Here is a 20,731-nt window from a genome sequence, read left to right on the forward strand (position 1 = left end):
TTGGCTACGGCGAGGCGGCTGGTCGGATGCGCGGTCGCGATCCGCGCCGCAGCACAAACCTTCCACTTCGAGCCGCCTTCTTCGCCTCGGCGGCGGCCAGCACGTCCTGCTTGCGGATGCGCCCGCCGACCCCGGTGCCGGTGATCGAGTTCAGGTCGATGTTGTTCTCGGCGGCCAGCTTTCGCACCAGCGGCGTCACATACGGCGCGCCGTCACCACCCGGGCTTGCCGGCTGAGTTGCCGGTTGGGCCTGCGCCGGTTGAGGTTTGGGCTGCGGCGCGGGTTCGGGCTTGGGTTGCGGCTTGGGCTGCGCCTGGGGCTGGGGCGCCGGTTCGGGCTTGGGCTCGGGCTGGGGCGCGGGCGGCGGCTGGGGAGCGGCGGGTGCCGCCGGCGCGGCGGCCTCGGCACCGGCGCCGACGCGGGCGAGCTCGCCACCGACGGGCACCGTGGCGTCTTCCTCGGCGGTGATGCTGATCAGGACACCGGCGACCGGCGAGGGGATCTCGGTGTCGACCTTGTCGGTGGACACTTCCACCAACGCGTCGTCGACCTGGACCGAGTCACCGACGCGCTTGAGCCAGCGGGTCACGGTGCCCTCGGTCACCGACTCGCCGAGCTCGGGCATCAGCACCGGGGTCGCGTCGCCGCCGCCGGAACTCTGCTGGGCGGGCGCGGGCTCCGGCTGGGCCTGAGCCTGGGGCTCCGGCTGTGGCTCGGGCGCGGGCTCGGGCTCCGGCTGCGCTTGGGGCTCCGGCTGGCTCGGCGCCTGCGAGTCGCCGCCCGCCCCGCCGCCTTCGGCGGCGTCGCCGATGACGGCCAGCTCGCCGCCCACCTCGACGGTGTCGTCCTCCTGGGCGACGATCTTGGTCAGCACACCCGCGGCCGGCGAGGGGATCTCGGTGTCGACCTTGTCCGTCGACACCTCGACGAGCGGTTCGTCGAGCTCGACCGTGTCGCCCTCCTGCTTGAGCCAGCGGGTGACCGTCCCCTCGGTGACGCTCTCACCGAGTGCCGGCATCTGGACGGAGAAGGCCATCGTTTCTGACTCCTCGATCGCTCGTGGGTCGGGGCGGGTCGATCAGCTCGCGTGTGGAAGGCGAAGTCGCAATCCAAAACTATCCTGTCACTGCGCCGTTGTCGGCACACATCCAGGGCAGATACCCCGCGCCGGGCGGGTGACACCGATCACGCTTGCTACGGTGTGGCCAGTCCAGCCAGAGCGGGGAGGTCGGAGATGCCGCCAACACCACAACTACCCCAACACTTCGTCGACAGCGCCGACGGCGCCCGCATCGCGGTCTACGAAGAGGGCAACCCCGAGGGCCCCACCGTCGTGCTGGTGCACGGCTTCCCCGACTCGCACGTGCTGTGGGACGGGGTCGTCCCGCTGCTGGCCGAGCGGTTCCGCATCATCCGCTACGACAACCGCGGCGTCGGGATGTCCTCGGCGCCCAAGCCGGTGTCCGCCTACAGCATGGACCGCTTCGCCGACGACTTCGCCGCGGTGACCGGCGAGCTGAGCCCCGGCCGGCCCGTGCACGTGCTCGCCCACGACTGGGGCTCGGTGGGCATCTGGCACTACCTGAAGCGCCCCGGCGCCAGCGACCGGGTCGCCACGTTCACGTCGGTGTCCGGACCCGCTCAGGACCAACTGGTCGATTACATCTTCAGCGGGCTGCGGGCGCCCTGGAAGCCGCGCACCTTTATTCGGGCGATCAGCCAGGCGCTGCGGCTGAGCTACATGATCTTGTTCTCGATCCCGGTGCTCGCGCCGTTGTTCCTGCGGCTGACCCTGTCGGTCCCGGCGCTGCGCCGCAACGCCGTCGACAACATCCCCGTCGAGCGGATCCACCATTCCGACAAACTGGCCGCCGATGCCGCCCGGTCGGTGAAAACCTATCCCGCCAACTACTTTCGCTCCTTCTCCGGTCGCAAGCAGGGCGTCGCGGTCATCGACGTGCCGGTGCAGCTCATCGTCAACACCAAAGACAAGTACGTGCGGCCCTACGGCTACGACCACACCCCGCGCTTCGTGCCGCGGCTGTGGCGCCGCGACATCCAGGCCGGTCACTTCTCGCCGATGTCGCACCCGCAGGTGATGGCTGCGGCGGTGCACGAGTTCGCCGACCAGGCCGAGGGCAAGCAGCCCAGCCGCGCGCTGCTGCGCGCGCAGGTGGGGCGGCCCCGCGGGGCGTTCGGCGACACCCTGGTGTCGGTCACCGGTGCCGGCAGCGGCATCGGCCGCGAGACCGCGTTCGCCTTCGCGCGCGAAGGCGCCGAGCTGGTCATCAGCGACATCGACGAGGCGGCCGTCAAGGCCACCGCGGCCGAGATCGCCACTCGCGGCGGCGTCGCGCACGCCTACGTGATCGACGTGTCCGACGCGCAGGCGGTGGAGTCGTTTGCCGAGCGGGTCAGCGGCGAGCACGGCGTCCCGGACATCGTCGTCAACAACGCCGGCATCGGACAGGCGGGCGGCTTCCTGGACACCCCTCCCGAGCAGTTCGACCGGGTGCTCGACGTCAACCTGGGCGGTGTGGTCAACGGGTGCCGGGCGTTCGCGCGGCGGATGGTGGAGCGCGGCACCGGCGGCTACATCGTCAACGTGTCGTCGATGGCGGCCTACGCGCCGCTGCAGTCGCTGAGCGCCTACTGCACGTCGAAGGCGGCGACCTTCATGTTCTCCGACTGCCTGCGCGCCGAACTCGACGCCGCCGGGGTGGGCCTGACCACCATCTGCCCCGGCGTCATCGACACCAACATCATCAACACCACGCGGTTCGACGCGCCCGCCGGCAAGCAGGCCGACGCCGTCGACGGTCGCCGCGGCCAGCTGGGCAAGATGTTCGCGCTGCGGCGTTACGGCCCCGACAAGGTCGCCAACGCGATCCTGTCGTCGGTCCAGAAGAAGAAACCGATTCGCCCGGTGGCGCCGGAAGCCTATGCGCTGTACGGGCTTTCGCGGGTCGCGCCGCAAGGGCTGCGCAACGCCGCGCGCATCCGCGTGATCTGAGCCGCGCTAAGCGCCCGTCGCCGCCCCGCGGCGTCCGGTCAGCAACGTCGCTCCGATTGCGATGACCCCCAGCACGGCCAGCGGTATCGCCCATGCGCGCCGGCTGCCCACCGACGACTGGCACTGCGCGACGTAGTCGGTGTGCGGGACGATCTGGTTCAGGATCGGGATGTTCGCCCCACTGCTGTTGTTCGCGCTGCGGGCCGCGGAAAGGTCCGTCGCCACGGCGTTTCCGCAGCCGACCGAGTGGCCGTTGCTGTCGGAAACCGACACCGGCGCCAGCAGGCCAATGATTCCGGCCAACAACAGCACGGCGCCCACGCCGATGATCAACCGTCGCACCGTCATGGTCTCGCCTTTCGTCGCGGGGATTTCGACCGCTAGGGAGATTAGCCGCAGGCATGCGCCGGTAAACCCGGCGTTGACGCCGAATAACCCGGCGATTGCCGGGTATCCGGCCGCGGTAACGCAAGACATGAAGGGGTGTGCACGTGATCACTGCAACGCGCGAGGTGCCGGAGTCGTGTGAGCGGATATGGGAGGTGCTCGCCCAGGGCTGGACCTACACCCAGTGGGTGGTGGGCAACAGCCGGATGCGCGCCGTCGATCCGAATTGGCCGGAACCCGGCTCCTCGATCAAGCACTCGATCGGGATCTGGCCGTTGGTGATCAACGACGCCACCATCGTGGAGGAGTGTGAACCCCCGCACAAGCTGGTGCTGTGCGCTCGCCTGGGCCCGCTGGGCGCCGCGCGAATCACCATGCTGCTGCACGAGATTCCGGGCGGGTGCCGGATCGAGATGATCGAGGTTCCCGTGCAGGGCCCAATGGCGGCCGTTCCCGATTCCGTCGCGTTGGCCGCGGCGTACCCGCGCAACAAGGAGTGCCTGTGGCGGCTGGCGGCGCTGGCCGAGCGCCTGGAGCCGAGCCAGGTGAAGTGACCGTGCGCGACACCGCCGACGCCGTCGTGATCGGGGCGGGACACCACGGGCTGGTGGCGGCGTCGATGCTGGCCGACGCGGGTTGGGACGTGCTGGTGCTGGAAGCCCAGCCCGAGCCCGGCGGCGCGGTGCGCAGCGCCGAGCTGACACCGGGCTACATCACCGACTTGTTCAGCTCCTACTACCCGATGACGGTGGCGTCTCCGGCGATGGCGGCGCTGCAGCTGGAGGACCACGGGCTGCGGTGGTCGCACGCGCCGACGGTGGTTGGCCACCCGCGCAACGCCGCCGACGACGACCCGCCCATCGTGTATCACGATCCCGCCCAGACCGCGGAGGAGTTCGAGCGTCGCACGCCGGGCGACGGCGACAATTGGCTACGCATCGTTGCGTTGTGGGACGAGGTGAAAAGGCCGCTGCTCGAAGCGATCCTGTCGCCGTTCCCCCCGATGCGCCCGCTGCTGACCCTGTTGCGCAAACTCGGGACGTCGGATGCGCTGCGACTGGCCAACCTGTTGGTGCAGCCCGCCAACGCCATGGCCGACCAGTTGTTCGACGGTGATGCGCCGCGAGTTATGTTGCTGGGCAACGCTTTACACGCTGACATCCCGCTGGATGCGCCAGGTAGCGGTGTCATGGGGCTGCTGATGACCATGCTCGCCCAGGACTGCGGTTGGCCGGTTCCCGTCGGAGGTTCGGGCCAGTTGACGGCGGCGCTGGTCAAGCGCGCCCACTCGGCGGGGGCGCAGATCGAGTGCAACCAGGACGTCGCCCGCATTCAGGTGCAGGGCGGGCGGGCGACCGGTGTCTGCACCACCGACGGGCGAACCGTTCGCGCGCGTCGCGCGGTGATCGCGGATGTCACCGCCCCGCGGCTGTTCTGCCACATGCTGCCGCCGGATGCGGTGCCGTCGGGGTTGCTGCGGGATCTCAAACACTTCGTCTGGGATCCGCCGGTAGTCAAGGTCAACTATGCGCTCGATGCCCCGATCCCGTGGCATGCCAAGAACCTGCGCGACGTCGGCACCGTTCATCTGGGCGCCGACGGGCGTGGCCTGATTCGTTGGATGGCCGACGTGAACACGCGCACAGTGCCCGAACATCCGTTCATGCTGCTGGGCCAGACCACCACTGCCGACCCGACCCGATCGCCGGATGGCACCGAAAGTGTCTGGGCCTACACGCATCTGCCGCGCGGCGTGCATGACGATGCTTCGGCGGAGCGGGTTGCCGCGTCGATGGATCGCGTGATCGAAGAACACGCGCCCGGGTTCGGTGACCATGTCGTCGGACGCTTTCTGCAACGCCCGTCGGACCTGGAGGCTCACGACGCTAATCTGCACCACGGCGCGGTCAATGGGGGCACGTCGCAACTGCAGCAGATGCTGATCTTCCGGCCGGCGCCCGGCATGGGCCGGGCCGAAACACCGGTCGAGCGGCTGTATCTGGGCAGCGCGTCGGCGACACCGGGCGGCTCGGTGCACGGGGCATGCGGGCGCAACGCCGCCAACGCCGCGCTGGCCGCCGACGGCGCGACCGGCTGGCCGCGCCGCAAACTCGGGCGCGCCGTGCTCAAAAGGCTTATTCCCTAGCCGTTTTCGGCGATGTCCTCCAGTACCGCGAACATGGTCCGCGTCGGCACGCCGGTGGAACCCTTCGGCGAGTAGCCCCACGGACTGCCGGTGTTGTAGGCCGGGCCGGCCACATCGATGTGCGCCCAACTCACGCCGTCGGCGACGAACTCGCGCAGGAACACCCCGGCCACCAGCATCCCGGCGAAGCGCTGCCCGCTGATGTTGGACAGGTCGGCCACGCCTGACTTCAGATCTTCCTTGAGTTCGTCGGGCAGCGGCATCGGCCAGCCGTTCTCGCCCACCCGCTGCGAGATCGCCGCCACGCGGTCGCGGAACTCGTCGCTGCCCATCACCCCGGGGATCCGGGCGCCCAGCGCCACCGTCTGCGCGCCGGTCAGCGTGGACGTCTCGATCAGGTAGTCGGGGTCGTCCTCGCAGGCCCGCACGATCGCGTCGGCAAGGATGAGCCGGCCCTCGGCGTCGGTGTTCTGCACCTCGACCGTGATTCCGCCGTACTGCGTCAGCACGTCGCCCGGGCGCTGCGCGGTGGCCGACGGCATGTTCTCGGCCATCGGCACCGTGGCGATCACGTCGATCGGCAGGCGCAACTGTGCGGCCAGCGCGACGGTCGCGATCACCGCGGCGGCACCGCCCATGTCCGAGGTCATGTGGTGCATCCCCGCCGCCGGCTTGATCGAGATGCCGCCGGTGTCGAACGTGACGCCTTTGCCGACCAGCGCCACCTTCTTGGCTTGCTTGGACCGCTTGGCCAGCTTCGAACCGCGGTGGATCAGGCGCACCAGCCGCGGCGGGCGCGACGAGCCCTGCCCGACACCAATGATCCCGCCGTAGCCGCCCTTTTGCAGCGCCTTGTCGTCCAGCACCTCCACCTCGAGACCGACGGATTCACCCAAAGCCCTTGCGCGCTTGGCGAATTCGGCGGGAAAGAGGTGGCTGGGCGGGGTGTTGACGAAGTCGCGGGCGGTGGCGACGGCGGTGGCGACGGCGGCGCCGTGCGCGGCGTCGTTCTTGGCGTCCTTCGCCCCTTTAGTTTCCGAGGCGAGCACCGTGATCTTGCGCAGCCCTTGGTCTTTGGGTGCGGTCTTCTCGCTGCGAAACTCGGTGAACCGGTAGCTGCCCAGGATCAGGCCCTCGACGGCGGCCGCGGCGATGCCCTCGCCGGGCAGCTCGGCCAGCGTGGTGAGCACCGACTCGGTCTTGCCCAGCGAACGCGCGGCCACCCCCGCGGCGCGACGGATGGTGTCGGCCGGCCATTCGGACCGCGGTTTGCCCAGGCCGACGGTCAGCACGCTGGACACCGGCAGCGATCCCACCACCAGCCGGTGCACCTGTTCGGCGCCGCCGGTGGCCTCCAGCGCCCGCAGACCCGATTCGATCTCGGCCACCGCGTCGGAGGACAGGAACGGCTCGGCGGCCGCGACGGCCGAGCCCGGCTTGTCGTCCTCACCGGTCGACACGACGGGCACGATCAGCACGGTCGACGCGGCGGCGCGCCGTGGCAGCGAGGAGGCGACACTTACAGCGGGGGAGGCGTAACCGGGTTCTGTGCTCATCCGCATCACCCTAACGGTCCGGCCGTCATCGCTGATTAGGGTGAAGAGTCGTGAGCGATGCAGCCGAGGTTTTGCACGGACCGTTGGAAGAGCGTCACCGAAGCTTGGGCGCCAGTTTCGCCGAGTTCGGCGGCTGGCTGATGCCGGTGTCGTATGCCGGCACCGTCAGCGAGCACAACGCGACGCGCAACGCGGTCGGCCTCTTCGACGTCAGCCACCTGGGCAAGGCGCTGATCCGCGGGCCGGGGGCCGCGCAGTTCGTCAACTCCGCGCTGACCAACGACCTGGGCCGCATCGGTCCGGGCAAGGCGCAATACACGTTGTGCTGCACCGAATCCGGCGGCGTCATCGACGACCTGATCGCCTACTACGTCGACGACGACGAGATCTTCCTGGTGCCCAACGCCGCCAACACCGCCGCCGTGGTCGAGGCGCTCCAAGCCGCCGCACCGAGCGGGCTGACCATCACCAACGAGCACCGGTCCTTCGCGGTGCTGGCCGTGCAGGGGCCCCGCTCGGCCGAGGTGCTCGGCCGGCTGGGCCTGCCCACCGACATGGATTACATGGCCTACGCCGACACGTCGTTCTCCGGCGTGCCGGTCCGGGTGTGCCGCACCGGCTACACCGGCGAGCACGGCTACGAGCTGCTGCCGCCGTGGGAATCCGCGGGTGTGGTGTTCGACGCCCTGGCCGAGGCGGTCGGCGCCGACGGCGGTGAGCCGGCCGGTCTAGGCGCCCGCGACACCCTGCGCACCGAGATGGGCTACCCGCTGCACGGCCACGAACTGGCCCTGGACATCTCCCCGCTGCAGGCCCGCTGCGGGTGGGCGATCGGCTGGAAGAAGGACGCGTTCTTCGGCCGCGAGGCCCTGCTGGCCGAGAAGGAGGCGGGCCCGCGCCGGCTGCTGCGCGGGCTGCGGATGGTGGGCCGCGGCGTGCTGCGTGCCGGGCTGACGGTGCTCGCGGGCGACACCCCGGTGGGGGTCACCACGTCGGGCACGTTCTCCCCGACGCTGCAGGCCGGCATCGCGCTGGCGCTCATTGACACCGACGCCGGCGTCGAGGACGGTCAACAGGTCACCGTCGACGTCCGGGGTCGTCCCGCCGCGTGCGAGGTCGTGCGCCCGCCCTTCGTCGCGGTGAAAACGCGCTAGCGGCGCCGCGTGCGCGGGCGAAATCCGATTCGGTAGGCGGATATACAATCGGCGGATGACCAGTGGCTCCCTTGAGTTCACGGTTTCGCGCTCGGCAACTCCGGCAACCGATGCCGAACGCGAAACCATCCTGGCCGAGCCGGGTTTCGGCAAGTACTTCACCGATCACATGGTGTCCATCGACTACGACGAGACCGGCGACGGTTGGCACAACGCGCGCGTCATCCCGTACGGCCCCATCGAGCTGGATCCATCCGCGATCGTGCTGCACTACGCGCAGGAGATCTTCGAGGGGCTCAAGGCGTACCGGTGGGCGGACGGCTCGATCGTGTCGTTTCGCGCCGAGGCCAACGCCGCCCGGTTGCGGTCGTCGGCGCGGCGGCTGGCCATCCCGGAACTGCCCGAAGAGCTGTTCATGGAATCGCTGCGCCAGCTGATCGCAGTCGATCGCGCCTGGGTTCCGGCGGCCGGGGGCGAGGAGGCGTTGTACCTGCGCCCGTTCGTCATCGCCACCGAGCCCGGGCTGGGGGTGCGGCCGTCCAAGCGCTACCGCTACCTGCTGATCGCGTCGCCGGCCGGCGCCTATTTCAAGGGCGGCATCAGCCCGGTCACCGTCTGGGTGTCGACGGAGTTCGTGCGGGCCAGCCCCGGCGGCACCGGCGCCGCCAAGTTCGGCGGCAACTACGCGGCCTCGCTGTCGGCTCAGGCCGAGGCCGCGGCCAACGGCTGCGACCAGGTGGTGTGGCTGGACGCCGTCGAGCGGCGCTTCGTCGAAGAGATGGGCGGGATGAACATCTTCTTCGTGTTCGGCAGTGGCGGGTCGGCGCGGCTGGTCACCCCCGAGCTGTCGGGTTCACTGCTGCCCGGCATAACGCGAAACTCCTTGCTGCAGTTGGCCATTGATGCCGGTTTCTCCGTCGAGGAACGCAAGATCGATATCGACGAGTGGCAGAAGAAGGCCGCCGCCGGGGAGATCACCGAGGTGTTCGCCTGCGGCACCGCCGCGGTCATCACCCCGGTCTCGCACGTGAAGTACGGCGATGCCGAGTTCACCGTCGCCGACGGCCAACCCGGCGAGGTCACCATGGCGCTGCGCGACACGCTGACCGGGATTCAGCGCGGCACCTTCGCCGACACCCACGGCTGGATGGCCCGGCTGGGCTAGTTGGCTCTCGAGTGTGAAGTTAGCTTCACATTCGGGCGTGAGCGTGAAATTAGTTCACGCTCGGGCTCAGAACCGCACCAGGCCCGCGAGCGCCACGGCGCTCGCCGTCGCGGCCAGTTCGATCGCCGCGCCCAGCACGTCGCCGGTGATGCCGCCGAATCGGCGCACGCAGTGCCGCACCAGGATCGCGCTGCAGCCCAGGCCCACCGCCACCGCCACCGGGCCCTGCCACGGCCGCGGCCCGGCCAGCAGCGAGCCGGCGAGCAGCACCGCGACCCAGGCCGCCACCACCGAGGTCGGCTGGCTGCCCGCGACCCGCACCCCCAGGGCGCTGCCCTCGGCCGCGGGCACCGACCGGTGGCCGGCCAGCACCGCGGCCACCCGGCCCGCGAACACCGCCACGGCGATCCCGGCCACGCCGGGCCACACCCGGCCGGTGGCCCCCAACGCAGAAAACGCCAGTGCCTGCAGCATGATCACGACGACGACGGCGGCGACGCCGAACGGCCCGGTCGATCCCTCGCGCATCACCGCCAGCGCCCGCTGCGGCGGGCCGTAGCAGCCCAGGCCGTCGGCCGTGTCGGCGACACCGTCGACGTGCAGGCCGCGCGTCACCAACAGCAGCACCGCGACCGCCAGCAGGCCGGGCAGCGGGCCCGACGGCCCGAACACGTGCACCCCGCCCCAGGTCACGGCGGCGGCCAGGGCCCCCAGCACGGCGCCCACCACCGGCAGCGCGGCCATGGCGGCGCGGCCCATCGGCGCATGGCCGCCGCCCGGAACGGGCAGCACCGTACCGAACGCGAAAGCCGTTGCCAGCGAACGGATCACGGCGGGGGAGCGGCCGGTGCGGGGCCGTCGAGGCGGTCGGACACACCGGCCTGGGCGAAGGTCGCCATCGACGACAGGGCGGCCACCGCGGCGCGCAGCACCGGCACCGCGAGGGCGGCGCCGGTTCCCTCGCCCAGCCGCATCCGCAGGTCGAGGATCGGCTCGAGATCCAGCGCCGTCAGCGCGAGCGCATGGGCGGGCTCGGTGGACCGGTGACCGGCCTGCCACCACAGCCGGGCGCCCGGCGCCAGGTGCTCGGCGACCAGCGCGGCCGCCGTCACCGCCATGCCGTCGAGCAGCAACGGCGTGCGCCGGACCGCGGCCTGCGCGCAGAAGCCAGCCAGCGCGGCCAGGTCGGCGCCACCGGCGCAGCGCAGCAGCGCGACCGGATCGGGCAGCACCTGCCGCGCGCGAAACAGGGCGTCGCGCACCGCGGCCGTCTTGCGCGCCCACCCGGCGTCGTCGATCCCGGTGCCGAAGCCCACCGCCGCGACCGGCTCGGCGTTCGTCAGGGCCGCCACCAACACCGTTGCGGGCGTGGTGTTTCCGATGCCCATGTCCCCGGCGATCAGCAGGTCGGCGCCCGCGTCGACCTCCTCGTCGGCGATTGCCGCACCGGCCGCGAGCGCCTGCGCGGTCTCGTCGTCGCTCAACGCGTCCTGCACCCGGATGTCGCCGCTGGAGCGGCGCACCTTGTGGGCGCCGATCCGTTCGGTCAGCGCCTCGGCGTCGACGGCCAGGTCGGCGACCCGCACCGTCGCGCCGGCGATGTCGGCCAGGGCGTTGATCGCGGCCCCGCCGGCGTCGAAGTTGGCGACCATCTGCGCCGTCACCTCCGGCGGGTAGGCCGACACACCCGAGCGGGCGACGCCGTGATCACCGGCGAACACCACCACCCGGGCACGCTCGAATTGCCTTGGCGGGCAATGCCCCTGACACGACGCGACCCACACCGACAGATCCTCGAGCCGGCCCAGCGCGCCGCGGGGCTTGGTCAGGGCGTCCTGGCGGGCGCGCGCGGCGGCGGCGACGTCCACATCGGGCGGTGAGATGGCGGCGAACTGCATCAGGCCCCCGACGGTTTGATTGGGACCGGCTGGCCGGCCACCACCAGCACCACCCGGTCGCACAACCCGGCGAGGCGCTGGTTGAGGCCGCCCAGCTCGTCGGCGAACCGGCGTCCGGAGGCGGTGGCGGGCACCACCGTCAAGCCGACCTCCGGGCTGACCAGCACCAGCGGGGAAGCGAAGTCGCCGACCGCGGCCAGCACGTCATCGACGGCGGCCGCCACCGAGCCGCCGTCCCAGGCGCCGTTGCGGTCCAGCGCGGCGGTCAGCCAGGTGCCGAGATCGTCGACGAGCGTCGGGGTGTCCGGGCATTGGCGCAATTGCGTTGCGACGTCGTCGGTTTCGATCGTCGACCAGTGCGCGGGCCGGCGGGCGCGGTGGCGGGCGATCCGCTGCGCCCAGGCCGCATCGTCATTGCCGGCCGACCCGGGCGCCAGGTATTGAACCGCCTGCCCCGCCGGCAACCCGTCGGCGATGGCTTGCTCCGCCCACTGCGACTTGCCTGACCTGATCCCGCCGAGCACCAGGGTGCGCACCGATGTCAGCCGGCCTTCCGGCGAGCTCTACTCGACACGGCTGCCGTGCTTGACCTGGGGCCGCGGCGCCCGCAGCCGGCGCATCTGGGACGCCCGGCCGGCGGCGTAAAGGCCTAGCTTCCAACGGCTTTCGGTGTTGTCCGGGAACTTCGCGTCGACCACCCTGCTGACCTTGCGGCCCAGGATCAACCCGTCGACGCTCATCACGGCCATCAGCACCAGCATCGCCGGCGATACCCACAGCTGCAGCTGCGGGACACCGAACATGACGAACATCAAAAACAGGGTCGACGGCATGAACAGGCCCAGCAGATTGCGGCGCGAATCCACCACGTCGCGCACGTAGCGGCGGATGGGCCCCTGGTCGCGCGGCAACAGGTAACCCTCTTCGCCGGCCATCATCTTCGCGCGGCGTTCCGACATGCCGGCGCGGCCGGCGGCCTTGGCGGCGCGGCGCTCCTCGCGACTGAGCTTGGGGCCGGCCAGCGATTTGCGCCGCGCCCGCGCCTCGGCGGCGGTCATGGGGGCCGGCGCGACCGGTCCCTTGCGCGCGTTGCGCCGCGCCTCGTTGCGCTTGGGCGTGGGGCGGCCCTTGGGGCCCGTCCGCTGCGCCTCGCGGGTTGCGTCGCCCGAGGCGCCAGCAACGCCGGCGACGGCCGCGGTGGCCGCGTTTTCGTCGAGGTCGGGGTCCTGGCCCTTCTTACGGCCCAACAGCTTCACAGTGGCCAGGTTACTTCGCGCGCGACCCGGGCCGGAATTCGCCTGGAATGCCTTGCTATTAGACCTGCGTTAGTGCCTCCGTTGGCCCTACTCTTACACGTGATGAACGGCTGCCTTTGATGGACGACGGGTCGATGGCCTCGGATGATGATGGTCCCGGCCTGGCCCCCGGCCGCCTGCAATTGCCCGCCATGCAAGTTCTGGTCGCCCCGGACTGCTACGCCGACAGCATGTCGGCGCTGGAGGCTTCCGCCGCCATCGCGACCGGCTGGACCCGGTCGCGTCCCGGCGACCGGTTCATCGTCGCCCCGCAATCCGACGGCGGCCCCGGCTTCGTCGAGGTGCTGGCCAGCCGGCTGGGGGAGACGCGTCGGCTAAGGGTCTCGGGACCGCTGAAAGCCATGGTCGAAGCCGATTGGGTGTTCGACCCCGGGTCGGCCACCGCCTACCTGGAGTGCGCCCAAGCGTGCGGCCTGGCGCTGATTGGTGGACCACCCACCCCGGAGACCGCCATGGCGGCGCACAGCAAAGGCGTGGGCCAGCTGATCGCCGAGGCGCTGCGGGTCGGGGCGACGCGCATCGTGGTGGGTTTGGGCGGCAGCGCCTGCACTGACGGGGGGCAGGGCATGATCGCCGAGCTCGGCGGCCTGGACACCGCCCGCCGGCAGCTGGGCAACGTGGAGCTGATCGCGGCCTCCGACACCGAATACCCGCTGCTAGGCCCGTGGGGGGCGGCCCGGGTGTTCGGGCCGCAGAAGGGCGCGGACACGGCCACCGTCGCCGCGCTGGAGGTTCGCCTGCAGGCGTGGGCGCTGATCCTGGAAGCGGTGGCGGGGCGCGACGTGAGCGCCGAGCCCGGGGCGGGGGCCGCCGGCGGGATCGGTGCCGGGCTGCTGGCGCTCGGCGGCCGCTGTCAGTCCGGGGCGGCCATCATCGCCGAACACACCCGGCTGTCCGACGACCTGGACACCGCGGAGCTGATCGTCACCGGCGAGGGCCGGTTCGACGAGCAATCCCTGCACGGCAAGGTGGTGGGATTTCTCGCCGACGCGGCCCGGCCGCGGGGGATTCCGGTGGTCGTGCTGGCCGGCCAGGTCGACCTCGACAACGCGACGGTGCGTTCGTCGGGCATCATGGCCGCGTTGTCCATCGCCGAGCACGCCGGATCGGTGCGGTTGGCGCAGGCCGACGCCGCCAACCAGCTCATGGGCCTGGCCTCCGTTGTGGCGGCGCGACTCGGGAATAGCGGTCCGTCAAGGTACCGTTGAAGCAGTGGACTTTCGCGCGGTCCGGATCGCCCGGCGCAAGCCGGCGGTATCGGGCTTGATCGGACCCACCCAACGATGAGGCATGTAGGAGAAGCAATGACGGTGCAAAACGAGTCGAACGCCACGACAACCCACGGCGTGATCCTGACCGAGGCCGCCGCCACCAAGGCAAAGTCCCTGTTGGACCAGGAGGGCCGCGACGACCTCGCGCTGCGCATCGCCGTGCAGCCGGGCGGGTGCGCCGGCCTGCGCTACAACCTCTTCTTCGACGACCGGACGCTGGACGGCGACCTTACCGCGGAGTTCGGGGGCGTGACGCTGACCGTAGACCGGATGAGCGCGCCCTACGTCGAAGGCGCGTCCATCGACTTCGTGGACACCATTGAGAAGCAGGGCTTCACCATCGACAACCCGAACGCCACCGGCTCGTGCGCCTGCGGCGACTCGTTCAACTGATCGGTTGATCCCAAATCCGTCAACCGGGTTGTTGCCCGGCTGACGGTTTCGCACTCAGTACGAGCCGCCGGTGCGCAGCACGTACGAGCAGACCATGATCTGGCCGCGCTGGAACAGCAGCTGCGCGATGCCCTGCACCTGCCCGTGCATCGGGGCCCCGCTTACCGGCGACACCTTCATGGTGAACAACGCCTGAGCCTGGTACTGCGACAGGTAGACGATCTTGTCGATCGAGGTCAGCTCGACCTCGGAGAACTGCTTGCGAAACGCGTCGCTGCTGAGCTTGGCCAGCGCCTGGTCGGACCGCTTGTCCTGGACCCCGTCGTACAGGCCGCACAGCGCGTTGCGGGCGATCTCGTCGATGTCGCGGTGTTCTAGCGCATCCAGGTAGCCCTGGATGGCCGTCTTCGCCGCGCCCTCGGAGAAGGTGGCGCCGGTGTTGGCCCCGTTGGTGCGGACCCCGTACACGATGGCCACCGTCAACACCGCGACGAGCGCGATGGCCAGCGCGATGCCGACGACGAGCCGCCGCTTGGACCGCGGGTAGGGCACCGGCGCGCCGGGTTGCCCGGCATAATTGGCGGGAGCGGCTCCCGCCTGCGGGGCTGCGCCGAAACCCGGGTCGGTGTTGGGGTCGTCGGGGAACTCGAGGGGCTCGGATTCGCGTGGGGGCTCAGGTCCGCTCGGTCCGCCGCTGCCGCCGGTGTGGTTCGGCGAGTGCGGACCTGCCATCGTGGTTCTCCTACGGTGGTAGACGGGACTGCAATCGGGTTGCGGCCCGAGCATGTGATCCCGGCGACTTGAGTGAGTTCCCTAGGGAGGCTAGCGCACGACCTCACGCCGACCGCGCACCCAGCGACGGTCGAGGCCCGTGAGTAAGCTAGATAACCTTACTAACGAAGGATGGAGTTTTCGTGACGATCGCGGTGACAGGTTCGATTGCGACCGACAACCTGATGCGTTTCCCCGGCAAGTTTTCCGAGCACCTGCTTGCCGAGCACCTGCAGAAGGTTTCCCTGAGTTTTCTGGTTGACGACCTGGTGATTCACCGCGGCGGCGTGGCCGGCAACATCGCGTTCGCCATCGGCGTGCTGGGCGGCGACGTGGCGCTGGTCGGCGCGGCCGGCGACGACTTCGACGACTACCGCCAGTGGCTGCAGTCCCACGGCGTCAACTGCGACAACGTGCTGATCTCGCAGACCGCCAAGACCGCCCGGTTCACCTGCACCACCGACGAGGACATGGCCCAGATCGCGTCGTTCTACCCGGGCGCCATGTCGGAGGCGCGCAACATCAAGCTCGCCGACGTCGTGTCGTCGGTGGGCCAGCCGGACCTGGTCATCGTCGGCGCCAACGACCCCGACGCGATGGTGGTGCACACCGAGGAGTGCCGCAAGCTCGGCCTGCCGTTCGCCGCCGACCCCTCCCAGCAGCTGCCCCGGCTGTCCGGCGCGGAGATCGACAAGCTCGTCGACGGGGCCGCCTACCTGTTCACCAACGACTACGAGTGGGAGCTGCTGCTCTCCAAGACCGGCTGGTCCGAGGCCGACGTGCAGAAGAAGGTCGACCTGCGGGTGACCACGCTGGGCGCCAAGGGCGTCGACATCGTCGAGCGCGACGGGACCACCACCCACGTCGGTGTGGTGCCCGAGACCAGCCAGACCGATCCCACCGGCGTGGGCGACGCGTTCCGGGCCGGTTTCCTCACCGGTCGCACCGCCGGGCTCAACCTCGAGCGTTCGGCCCAGCTGGGCTCGCTGGTCGCCGTGCTGGTGCTGGAGTCGACCGGCACCCAGGAGTGGACGTGGGACCCGACCGTCGCCAAGACCCGGCTGGCCGACGCCTACGGCGACGAGGCGGCCACCGAGATCGCCGCGGTGCTCGCGTAGAGCTGGCGCGCAGGCGCCTCGGGTGTGAACCCACGGCGTCCAGCGTGAGCTGAGGGCGGCGACACGCCGACAATCAACGCCAGGGATTCACCCGCAACGCCCTGGCTTCACACCCAACCGCGGATGCGCGGGCCGGTACTAGACGGGCCGGTACTAGAGCTGCACCGGGTACACCGGCTCGCTGATCTGGGGCACCCCGGTGCGCTCGACGAAGATCGCGTGCCAAAGCATGAAGATCAACAGCGTCCAGAGCCGGCGGCTGTGATCGCTGACGCCGTTGCGGTGCTCGTCGAGCATCCGGCGCACGGCGGCTAGGTCGACCAGGTGGCCGGCCTGCGACGAGTCCACCATCGCGTACGCCCACTCCAGCAGTTCACCGGCGCGCAGCCAGTGCCGGATGGGCACCGGGAAACCCAGCTTGGGCCGGTGCAGCACATGCGCCGGCACGATCGGCTCCAGCGCACGCCGCAGCGCATACTTCGTCGTCGTGCGGGTGATCTTGGCCTCGACGGGCAGCCGGGAGGCGACGGCGAACACCTCGGGATCCAGGAACGGCACCCGCAGCTCCAGCGAGTTGGCCATGGTCATCTTGTCGGCCTTGACCAGGATGTCGCCGCGCAGCCAGGTGAACAGGTCGATGTGCTGCATGCGAGCCACCGGATCCCAGCCCGCCGATTCGGCGTACACCGCCGCGGTGACGTCGGTGTGGGTCCATTCCGCGCGGAAGCCGGGCAACACGTCGCGCAGCTGCGCGTCGGAGAAGCTGCGGGCGTTGCCGTAGTAGCGCTCCTCGAGGGTCAGAGAGCCGCGGTGCAGCAGGCTCTTGCCCCGCATCCCCTCCGGCAGGGGTTTGGACACCTTGCCCATCGACCGCCGCAGCGGCCTGGGCAGATAGTCAAAAGGCTTCAGCGACAAGGGTTCCCGGTAAATCGTGTAACCGCCGAACAACTCGTCTGCGCCTTCGCCGGACAGCACCACCTTCACGTGCTTGCGGGCCTCCCGCGCGACGAAGAACAGCGGCACCAGCGCCGGGTCGGCCACCGGCTCGTCGAGGTACCAGACGATCTCGGGCAGGGCGGCGACGAACTCGTCGGGCGTGACCACCTTGGCGATGTGCCGGGCGCCGATCGCCTCCGCCGAGGCCACTGCGACGTCGATCTCGGAGAATCCCTCGCGCTCGAAGCCGGTGGTGAACGTGATCAGCCGCGGGTTGTGCCGGATGGCCAGCGCCGCGATGGCGGTGGAGTCGATTCCCCCGGACAGGAACGCCCCGACAGTGACGTCGGCGCGCATGTGCTTGGCCACCGAGTCCTCGAGCACGGCGGTGATCTCGTCGTAACGGGCCTGTTCGGTGTCCCGGGTGATCGGCACCGCGGCGAACCGCGGCACGAAGTACCGGGTGACCTCCGGCTGCAGGCGGTCCGGACGGATGCGGGCGTAGCAGCCCGATTCCAGCCGGCGCACCCCGCGGTGCAGCGTCTCGGGCTCGGGCACGTACTGCAGGACGGTGTAGTGCTGCACGGCCCGCTCGTCGATCGCGGTGTCGAACCCCACCAGCTCGGCCAGATCCAGCAGGCACTTCTTTTCGCTGGCCACCGCGGTGCCGCCCGTCCCGGTCGCCATGAACAATGGCTTGATGCCGAAAGGGTCTCGGGCGCAGAGCAATTCGCGGGTCGCGGTGTCCCACAGCGCGAACGCGAACATGCCGCGCAGCCGGGTCAAGACGTCGGTGCCCCAGTAGTGGTAGCCCGCGACGATGGGCTCGCCGTCTCCGTCGGTGGCGAAGGCGACGCCGTGCCGGCTGGCCAGTTCGTCGCGCAGCTCGAGGTAGTTGTAGATCTCGCCGTTGAACACCAGCACGTAGCGGCCGGGCTCCTCGGGCGGCCCCCAGCGCAGCGGCTGATGTGAATGCGCGATGTCGATGATCGAGAGCCGGTTGAAGCCGAATACGACGGAGCCGTCGGTGTCCGGGTCCACCCAGGTGCCCGGCTCGTCGGGCCCGCGGTGGCGCATTGAGTGCGACGCGCGGGCGACCGCGCCGTCGGCTCGGGCGGCGGCCTCCTTGTCCAAGTCCTTGCCCGCGCTCCCCGGGGCGGCGACGAACGCCAGCAGACCACACACGGCGCCCCAGTATGCCGCACTTGGCGGGCGTGCGGGGATGTCGCACCCGGCACGTCGTCCATGGCCGGACAAGCCGGTGGGCCGGGGTTTCGTCGCCCGCCTCAGGCGCGTGGTCTACGCTGCGTAGTATTCGATATCCGAGCAGGAGGCGCTAACGTGACCCCTCGCGAGCAGGACCGTTCGCAACGTTTGTCGCAGGGCAGGTTTCGGCGCCGTCTTCGGCCGTTCGCGCTGGCGATTACGCTGGGCGTGCTGGCGCTGGTCCTGAGCGGGTGCAGCGGCTGGGCGGACGCGCTGGCCTTGGGCTGGCCGCGGGGCATCACCCCGGAGGCCCACCTGAACCGGGAACTGTGGATCGGCGCCGTGATCGCCTCGCTGGTGGTCGGCGGCATCGTGTTCGGGCTCATCTTCTGGGCGTCGGCCTTCCACCGCAAGAAGGCCACCGACACCGACCTGCCCCGGCAGTTCGGCTACAACATGCCGCTGGAGCTGGTGCTCACGGTGACCCCGTTCCTCATCATCTCGGTGCTGTTCTACTTCACCGTCGTGGTGCAGGAGAAGATGCTGCACCTGGCCAAGGACCCCGAGGTAGTGGTCGATGTCACGGCCTTTCAATGGAACTGGAAGTTCGGCTATCAGCGCGTGGCCTTCAAGGACGGCACGCTGAACTACGACGGCACGGACCAGGAACGCAAGAAGGCGATGCTGTCCAAGCCGGAGGGCAAGGACGCCCACGGCGAGGAGCGCGTCGGCGCCGTCCGCGGCTTCAACACCTCCGACCGGCAGTACCTGAACTTCGACAAGGTCGAGACGCTGGGATCCAGCGAGGAGATCCCGGTGCTGGTGTTGCCCACCGGCAAGCGCATCGAGTTCGACCTGGCGTCCGCGGACGTGGTGCACACGTTCTGGGTGCCGGAGTTCCTGTTCAAGCGCGACGTGATTCCCAACGCCGACGCGAACAACTCGGTGCACGTGTTCCAGACCGAGGAGATCCAGAAGCCGGGCGCGTTCGTCGGCCACTGCGCGGAGTTCTGTGGCACGTATCACTCGATGATGAACTTCGAGGTTCGGGTGGTGGCGCCCAACGACTTCAAGGCCTACCTGCAGCAGCGGATGGACGGAAAGAGCAACGCCGAGGCGTTGCAGGCGATCGGGCAGCCGCCGCTCGCGGTGACCACCCATCCGTTCGACACCAAGCGCGGTCAATTGGCCGGAAGCCAGTAGGTTAGGACACCAAATGCATATCGAAGCCAGGCTATTCGAGTTCATCGCCGGGTTTTTCATTGTGGTTGCGGTGCTCTACGGGGTGCTGACCGCGATCTTCGCCACCGGGGGCGTGGAGTGGGCGGGCACCACCGCGCTGGTGCTGACCGGCGGCCTGGCGTTGATCACGGCGACGTTCTTCCGGTTCGTTGCGCGGCGGCTGGACACCCGGCCCGAGGACTACGAGGGTGCTGAGATCAGCGATGGAGCAGGCGAATTGGGCTTCTTCAGCCCGCACAGCTGGTGGCCGATTCTGATCGCGCTGTCGGGCTCGGTGACCGCGGTCGGCATCGCGCTGTGGCTGCCGTGGCTGATCACCGCCGGGGTGATGTTCATCCTGACGTCGGTAGCCGGCTTGGTCTTCGAGTACTACATCGGTCCCGAGAAGCACTGATTCGCGGCATAAAGGTCACAATCCGATCACGTGATTGGTGGGCCGTTCGCCACGACGGCTTTGCCCCTTGGGGGTTCGGTAGTGTTCTGCCCAGGCAACGAGGAGTTTCCCAGCGCGCCCGCATCGATTGTGATGGCGGAGTCTGGTGCGCAGGTGAGGCAGTCGAACAGGGTAGGCAAAGGCAGAGATGAGCGGGTCAAGACCCCCGGAATGGGATCCTGACGCACCCGACCCTGCCGAGGAGATCAGCCACGAACCGGAGCTCGGCGACGAGCCGGCCGACGATCTCGAACCCGTGTCGCACGGCGACGTCGGGGACGAGCCGGAACCCTTCGAGGACAGCGCCGAACTGGCCGCGGCGGACCACAACGATGAGACCGACGCCTACTCGCGGGCCTATTCGGCTCCGGAGTCCGAGCATTTCACCAGCGGCCCCTACCTGCCGGCGGATCTGCGGCTCTACGACTACGACGAGTTCGACGAGGCCGCCGCCGACGACGAACGCAGCACCGCGCGCTGGCCGTGGGTGGTCGGGATCGCCGCGATCGTGGCCGCGATCGCGCTCGTCGTCTCGGTATCGCTGCTGTTCGCCCGGACCGACACCACCAAGCTCGCCAACCCCGGAACCACCACCGCGCCGTCCACGCCGCCGCCGCAGGACGAGATCACGACCACCAAGCCACCGCCACCGCCGCCAACACCATGCCCGGCCGCGGCTTGCGGCATCCGCAGCCGTCGGTTGCGTCGTGGACGCACACCTGCCAG

The 20,731-nt window shown here is 69.9% G+C and carries 18 protein-coding genes and 2 pseudogenes; 11 read left to right on the forward strand and 9 right to left on the reverse strand.

What is annotated here, in order from left to right:
• Nucleotides 1-7: 7 nt before the first annotated feature.
• Nucleotides 8-1,036, reverse strand: a pseudogene (sucB, locus tag A9W96_RS21980) (2-oxoglutarate dehydrogenase, E2 component, dihydrolipoamide succinyltransferase); the annotation flags it as partial.
• A gap of 198 nt (nucleotides 1,037-1,234) precedes the next feature.
• On the opposite strand from sucB, the gene A9W96_RS21985 reads away from it, so the two are divergent.
• On the forward strand, nucleotides 1,235-3,013 hold the full coding sequence (locus A9W96_RS21985; protein WP_067143039.1) for an SDR family oxidoreductase: 1,779 nt from the start codon (nucleotides 1,235-1,237) through the stop codon (nucleotides 3,011-3,013).
• Nucleotides 3,014-3,019: 6 nt separating this feature from the next.
• On the opposite strand, the gene A9W96_RS21990 is transcribed toward A9W96_RS21985, so the two are convergent.
• The gene (locus A9W96_RS21990; protein ID WP_066877703.1) at nucleotides 3,020-3,361 is read right to left on the reverse strand and encodes an aminopeptidase; all 342 of its coding nucleotides are present in this window, start codon (nucleotides 3,359-3,361) and stop codon (nucleotides 3,020-3,022) included.
• A gap of 143 nt (nucleotides 3,362-3,504) precedes the next feature.
• Here A9W96_RS21990 and A9W96_RS21995 point away from each other — a divergent pair, with 143 nt between their 5' ends.
• Both A9W96_RS21995 and A9W96_RS22000 read left to right on the forward strand, forming a co-directional pair.
• Nucleotides 3,505-3,954, forward strand: coding sequence for a hypothetical protein (locus A9W96_RS21995; RefSeq protein ID WP_067021241.1), 450 nt, complete (start codon nucleotides 3,505-3,507; stop codon nucleotides 3,952-3,954).
• The gene (locus tag A9W96_RS22000; protein WP_067143042.1) at nucleotides 3,951-5,546 is read left to right on the forward strand and encodes an NAD(P)/FAD-dependent oxidoreductase; all 1,596 of its coding nucleotides are present in this window, start codon (nucleotides 3,951-3,953) and stop codon (nucleotides 5,544-5,546) included. The genes A9W96_RS21995 and A9W96_RS22000 overlap by 4 nt, the downstream gene beginning before the upstream one ends.
• Here A9W96_RS22000 and A9W96_RS22005 read toward each other — a convergent pair.
• Nucleotides 5,543-7,102 carry a leucyl aminopeptidase gene (locus tag A9W96_RS22005; RefSeq protein ID WP_067143045.1) on the reverse strand — a complete coding sequence of 520 codons (1,560 nt, stop codon included), beginning with the start codon at nucleotides 7,100-7,102 and terminating at the stop codon, nucleotides 5,543-5,545. The genes A9W96_RS22000 and A9W96_RS22005 overlap by 4 nt on opposite strands.
• Before the next feature lie 50 nt (nucleotides 7,103-7,152).
• Between A9W96_RS22005 and gcvT the strand changes: the two genes are divergently transcribed.
• A complete protein-coding gene (gene gcvT, locus A9W96_RS22010; protein WP_067143048.1) occupies nucleotides 7,153-8,256 on the forward strand; it encodes a glycine cleavage system aminomethyltransferase GcvT in 1,104 nt (367 codons plus the stop codon).
• 55 nt (nucleotides 8,257-8,311) lie between these two features.
• Nucleotides 8,312-9,421 carry a branched-chain amino acid aminotransferase gene (locus A9W96_RS22015; RefSeq protein ID WP_066871658.1) on the forward strand — a complete coding sequence of 370 codons (1,110 nt, stop codon included), beginning with the start codon at nucleotides 8,312-8,314 and terminating at the stop codon, nucleotides 9,419-9,421.
• Nucleotides 9,422-9,487: 66 nt separating this feature from the next.
• Here the strand turns inward: A9W96_RS22015 and A9W96_RS22020 are convergent, their stop codons facing one another.
• From A9W96_RS22020 to A9W96_RS22035, 4 genes are read right to left on the reverse strand one after another with little or no spacing between them, the layout of a single operon-like run.
• Entirely contained in the window at nucleotides 9,488-10,252 is a 765-nt protein-coding gene (locus A9W96_RS22020; RefSeq protein ID WP_067021231.1) for an adenosylcobinamide-GDP ribazoletransferase, read from the reverse strand.
• A complete protein-coding gene (gene cobT / locus A9W96_RS22025) occupies nucleotides 10,249-11,322 on the reverse strand; it encodes a nicotinate-nucleotide--dimethylbenzimidazole phosphoribosyltransferase (RefSeq protein ID WP_369806921.1) in 1,074 nt (357 codons plus the stop codon). The genes A9W96_RS22020 and cobT overlap by 4 nt, the downstream gene beginning before the upstream one ends.
• Nucleotides 11,319-11,855, reverse strand: a complete 537-nt coding sequence (locus tag A9W96_RS22030) for a bifunctional adenosylcobinamide kinase/adenosylcobinamide-phosphate guanylyltransferase (RefSeq protein ID WP_067143052.1) — start codon at nucleotides 11,853-11,855, stop codon at nucleotides 11,319-11,321. Before A9W96_RS22030 ends, cobT begins: the two co-directional genes overlap by 4 nt.
• A gap of 27 nt (nucleotides 11,856-11,882) precedes the next feature.
• The gene (locus A9W96_RS22035; RefSeq protein WP_067143055.1) at nucleotides 11,883-12,575 is read right to left on the reverse strand and encodes a DUF3043 domain-containing protein; all 693 of its coding nucleotides are present in this window, start codon (nucleotides 12,573-12,575) and stop codon (nucleotides 11,883-11,885) included.
• Nucleotides 12,576-12,766: 191 nt separating this feature from the next.
• Here A9W96_RS22035 and A9W96_RS22040 point away from each other — a divergent pair, with 191 nt between their 5' ends.
• Together A9W96_RS22040 and A9W96_RS22045 are read left to right on the forward strand one after the other, a co-directional pair.
• Nucleotides 12,767-13,843 (forward strand): glycerate kinase, encoded by a 1,077-nt coding sequence (locus A9W96_RS22040; RefSeq protein ID WP_066871677.1) that lies wholly within the window; start codon nucleotides 12,767-12,769, stop codon nucleotides 13,841-13,843.
• 96 nt (nucleotides 13,844-13,939) lie between these two features.
• Nucleotides 13,940-14,299, forward strand: coding sequence for an iron-sulfur cluster assembly accessory protein (locus tag A9W96_RS22045; RefSeq protein WP_066871643.1), 360 nt, complete (start codon nucleotides 13,940-13,942; stop codon nucleotides 14,297-14,299).
• Between the two features lie 54 nt (nucleotides 14,300-14,353).
• On the opposite strand, the gene A9W96_RS22050 is transcribed toward A9W96_RS22045, so the two are convergent.
• The gene (locus A9W96_RS22050; RefSeq protein WP_067021237.1) at nucleotides 14,354-15,031 is read right to left on the reverse strand and encodes a hypothetical protein; all 678 of its coding nucleotides are present in this window, start codon (nucleotides 15,029-15,031) and stop codon (nucleotides 14,354-14,356) included.
• A gap of 182 nt (nucleotides 15,032-15,213) precedes the next feature.
• Between A9W96_RS22050 and A9W96_RS22055 the strand changes: the two genes are divergently transcribed.
• On the forward strand, nucleotides 15,214-16,188 hold the full coding sequence (locus A9W96_RS22055; RefSeq protein ID WP_066881758.1) for a carbohydrate kinase family protein: 975 nt from the start codon (nucleotides 15,214-15,216) through the stop codon (nucleotides 16,186-16,188).
• A gap of 153 nt (nucleotides 16,189-16,341) precedes the next feature.
• Here A9W96_RS22055 and asnB read toward each other — a convergent pair whose 3' ends face one another.
• Complete coding sequence (gene asnB / locus A9W96_RS22060) at nucleotides 16,342-18,309, reverse strand: asparagine synthase (glutamine-hydrolyzing) (protein WP_067143058.1); 1,968 nt, start codon at nucleotides 18,307-18,309, stop codon at nucleotides 16,342-16,344.
• Nucleotides 18,310-18,465: 156 nt separating this feature from the next.
• On the opposite strand from asnB, the gene A9W96_RS22065 reads away from it, so the two are divergent.
• The 3 genes and pseudogenes from A9W96_RS22065 to A9W96_RS22075 form a co-directional block, all read left to right on the forward strand.
• Entirely contained in the window at nucleotides 18,466-19,533 is a 1,068-nt protein-coding gene (locus A9W96_RS22065; protein WP_066861478.1) for a cytochrome c oxidase subunit II, read from the forward strand.
• A gap of 13 nt (nucleotides 19,534-19,546) precedes the next feature.
• Entirely contained in the window at nucleotides 19,547-19,966 is a 420-nt protein-coding gene (locus tag A9W96_RS22070) for a cytochrome c oxidase subunit 4 (protein ID WP_066861481.1), read from the forward strand.
• 187 nt (nucleotides 19,967-20,153) lie between these two features.
• A pseudogene (locus tag A9W96_RS22075) lies at nucleotides 20,154-20,731 on the forward strand (hypothetical protein); the annotation flags it as partial.

Origin of the sequence: Mycobacterium sp. 1245852.3, from assembly GCF_001669335.1 — a bacterium.
Lineage (GTDB): Bacteria > Actinomycetota > Actinomycetes > Mycobacteriales > Mycobacteriaceae > Mycobacterium > Mycobacterium europaeum_A.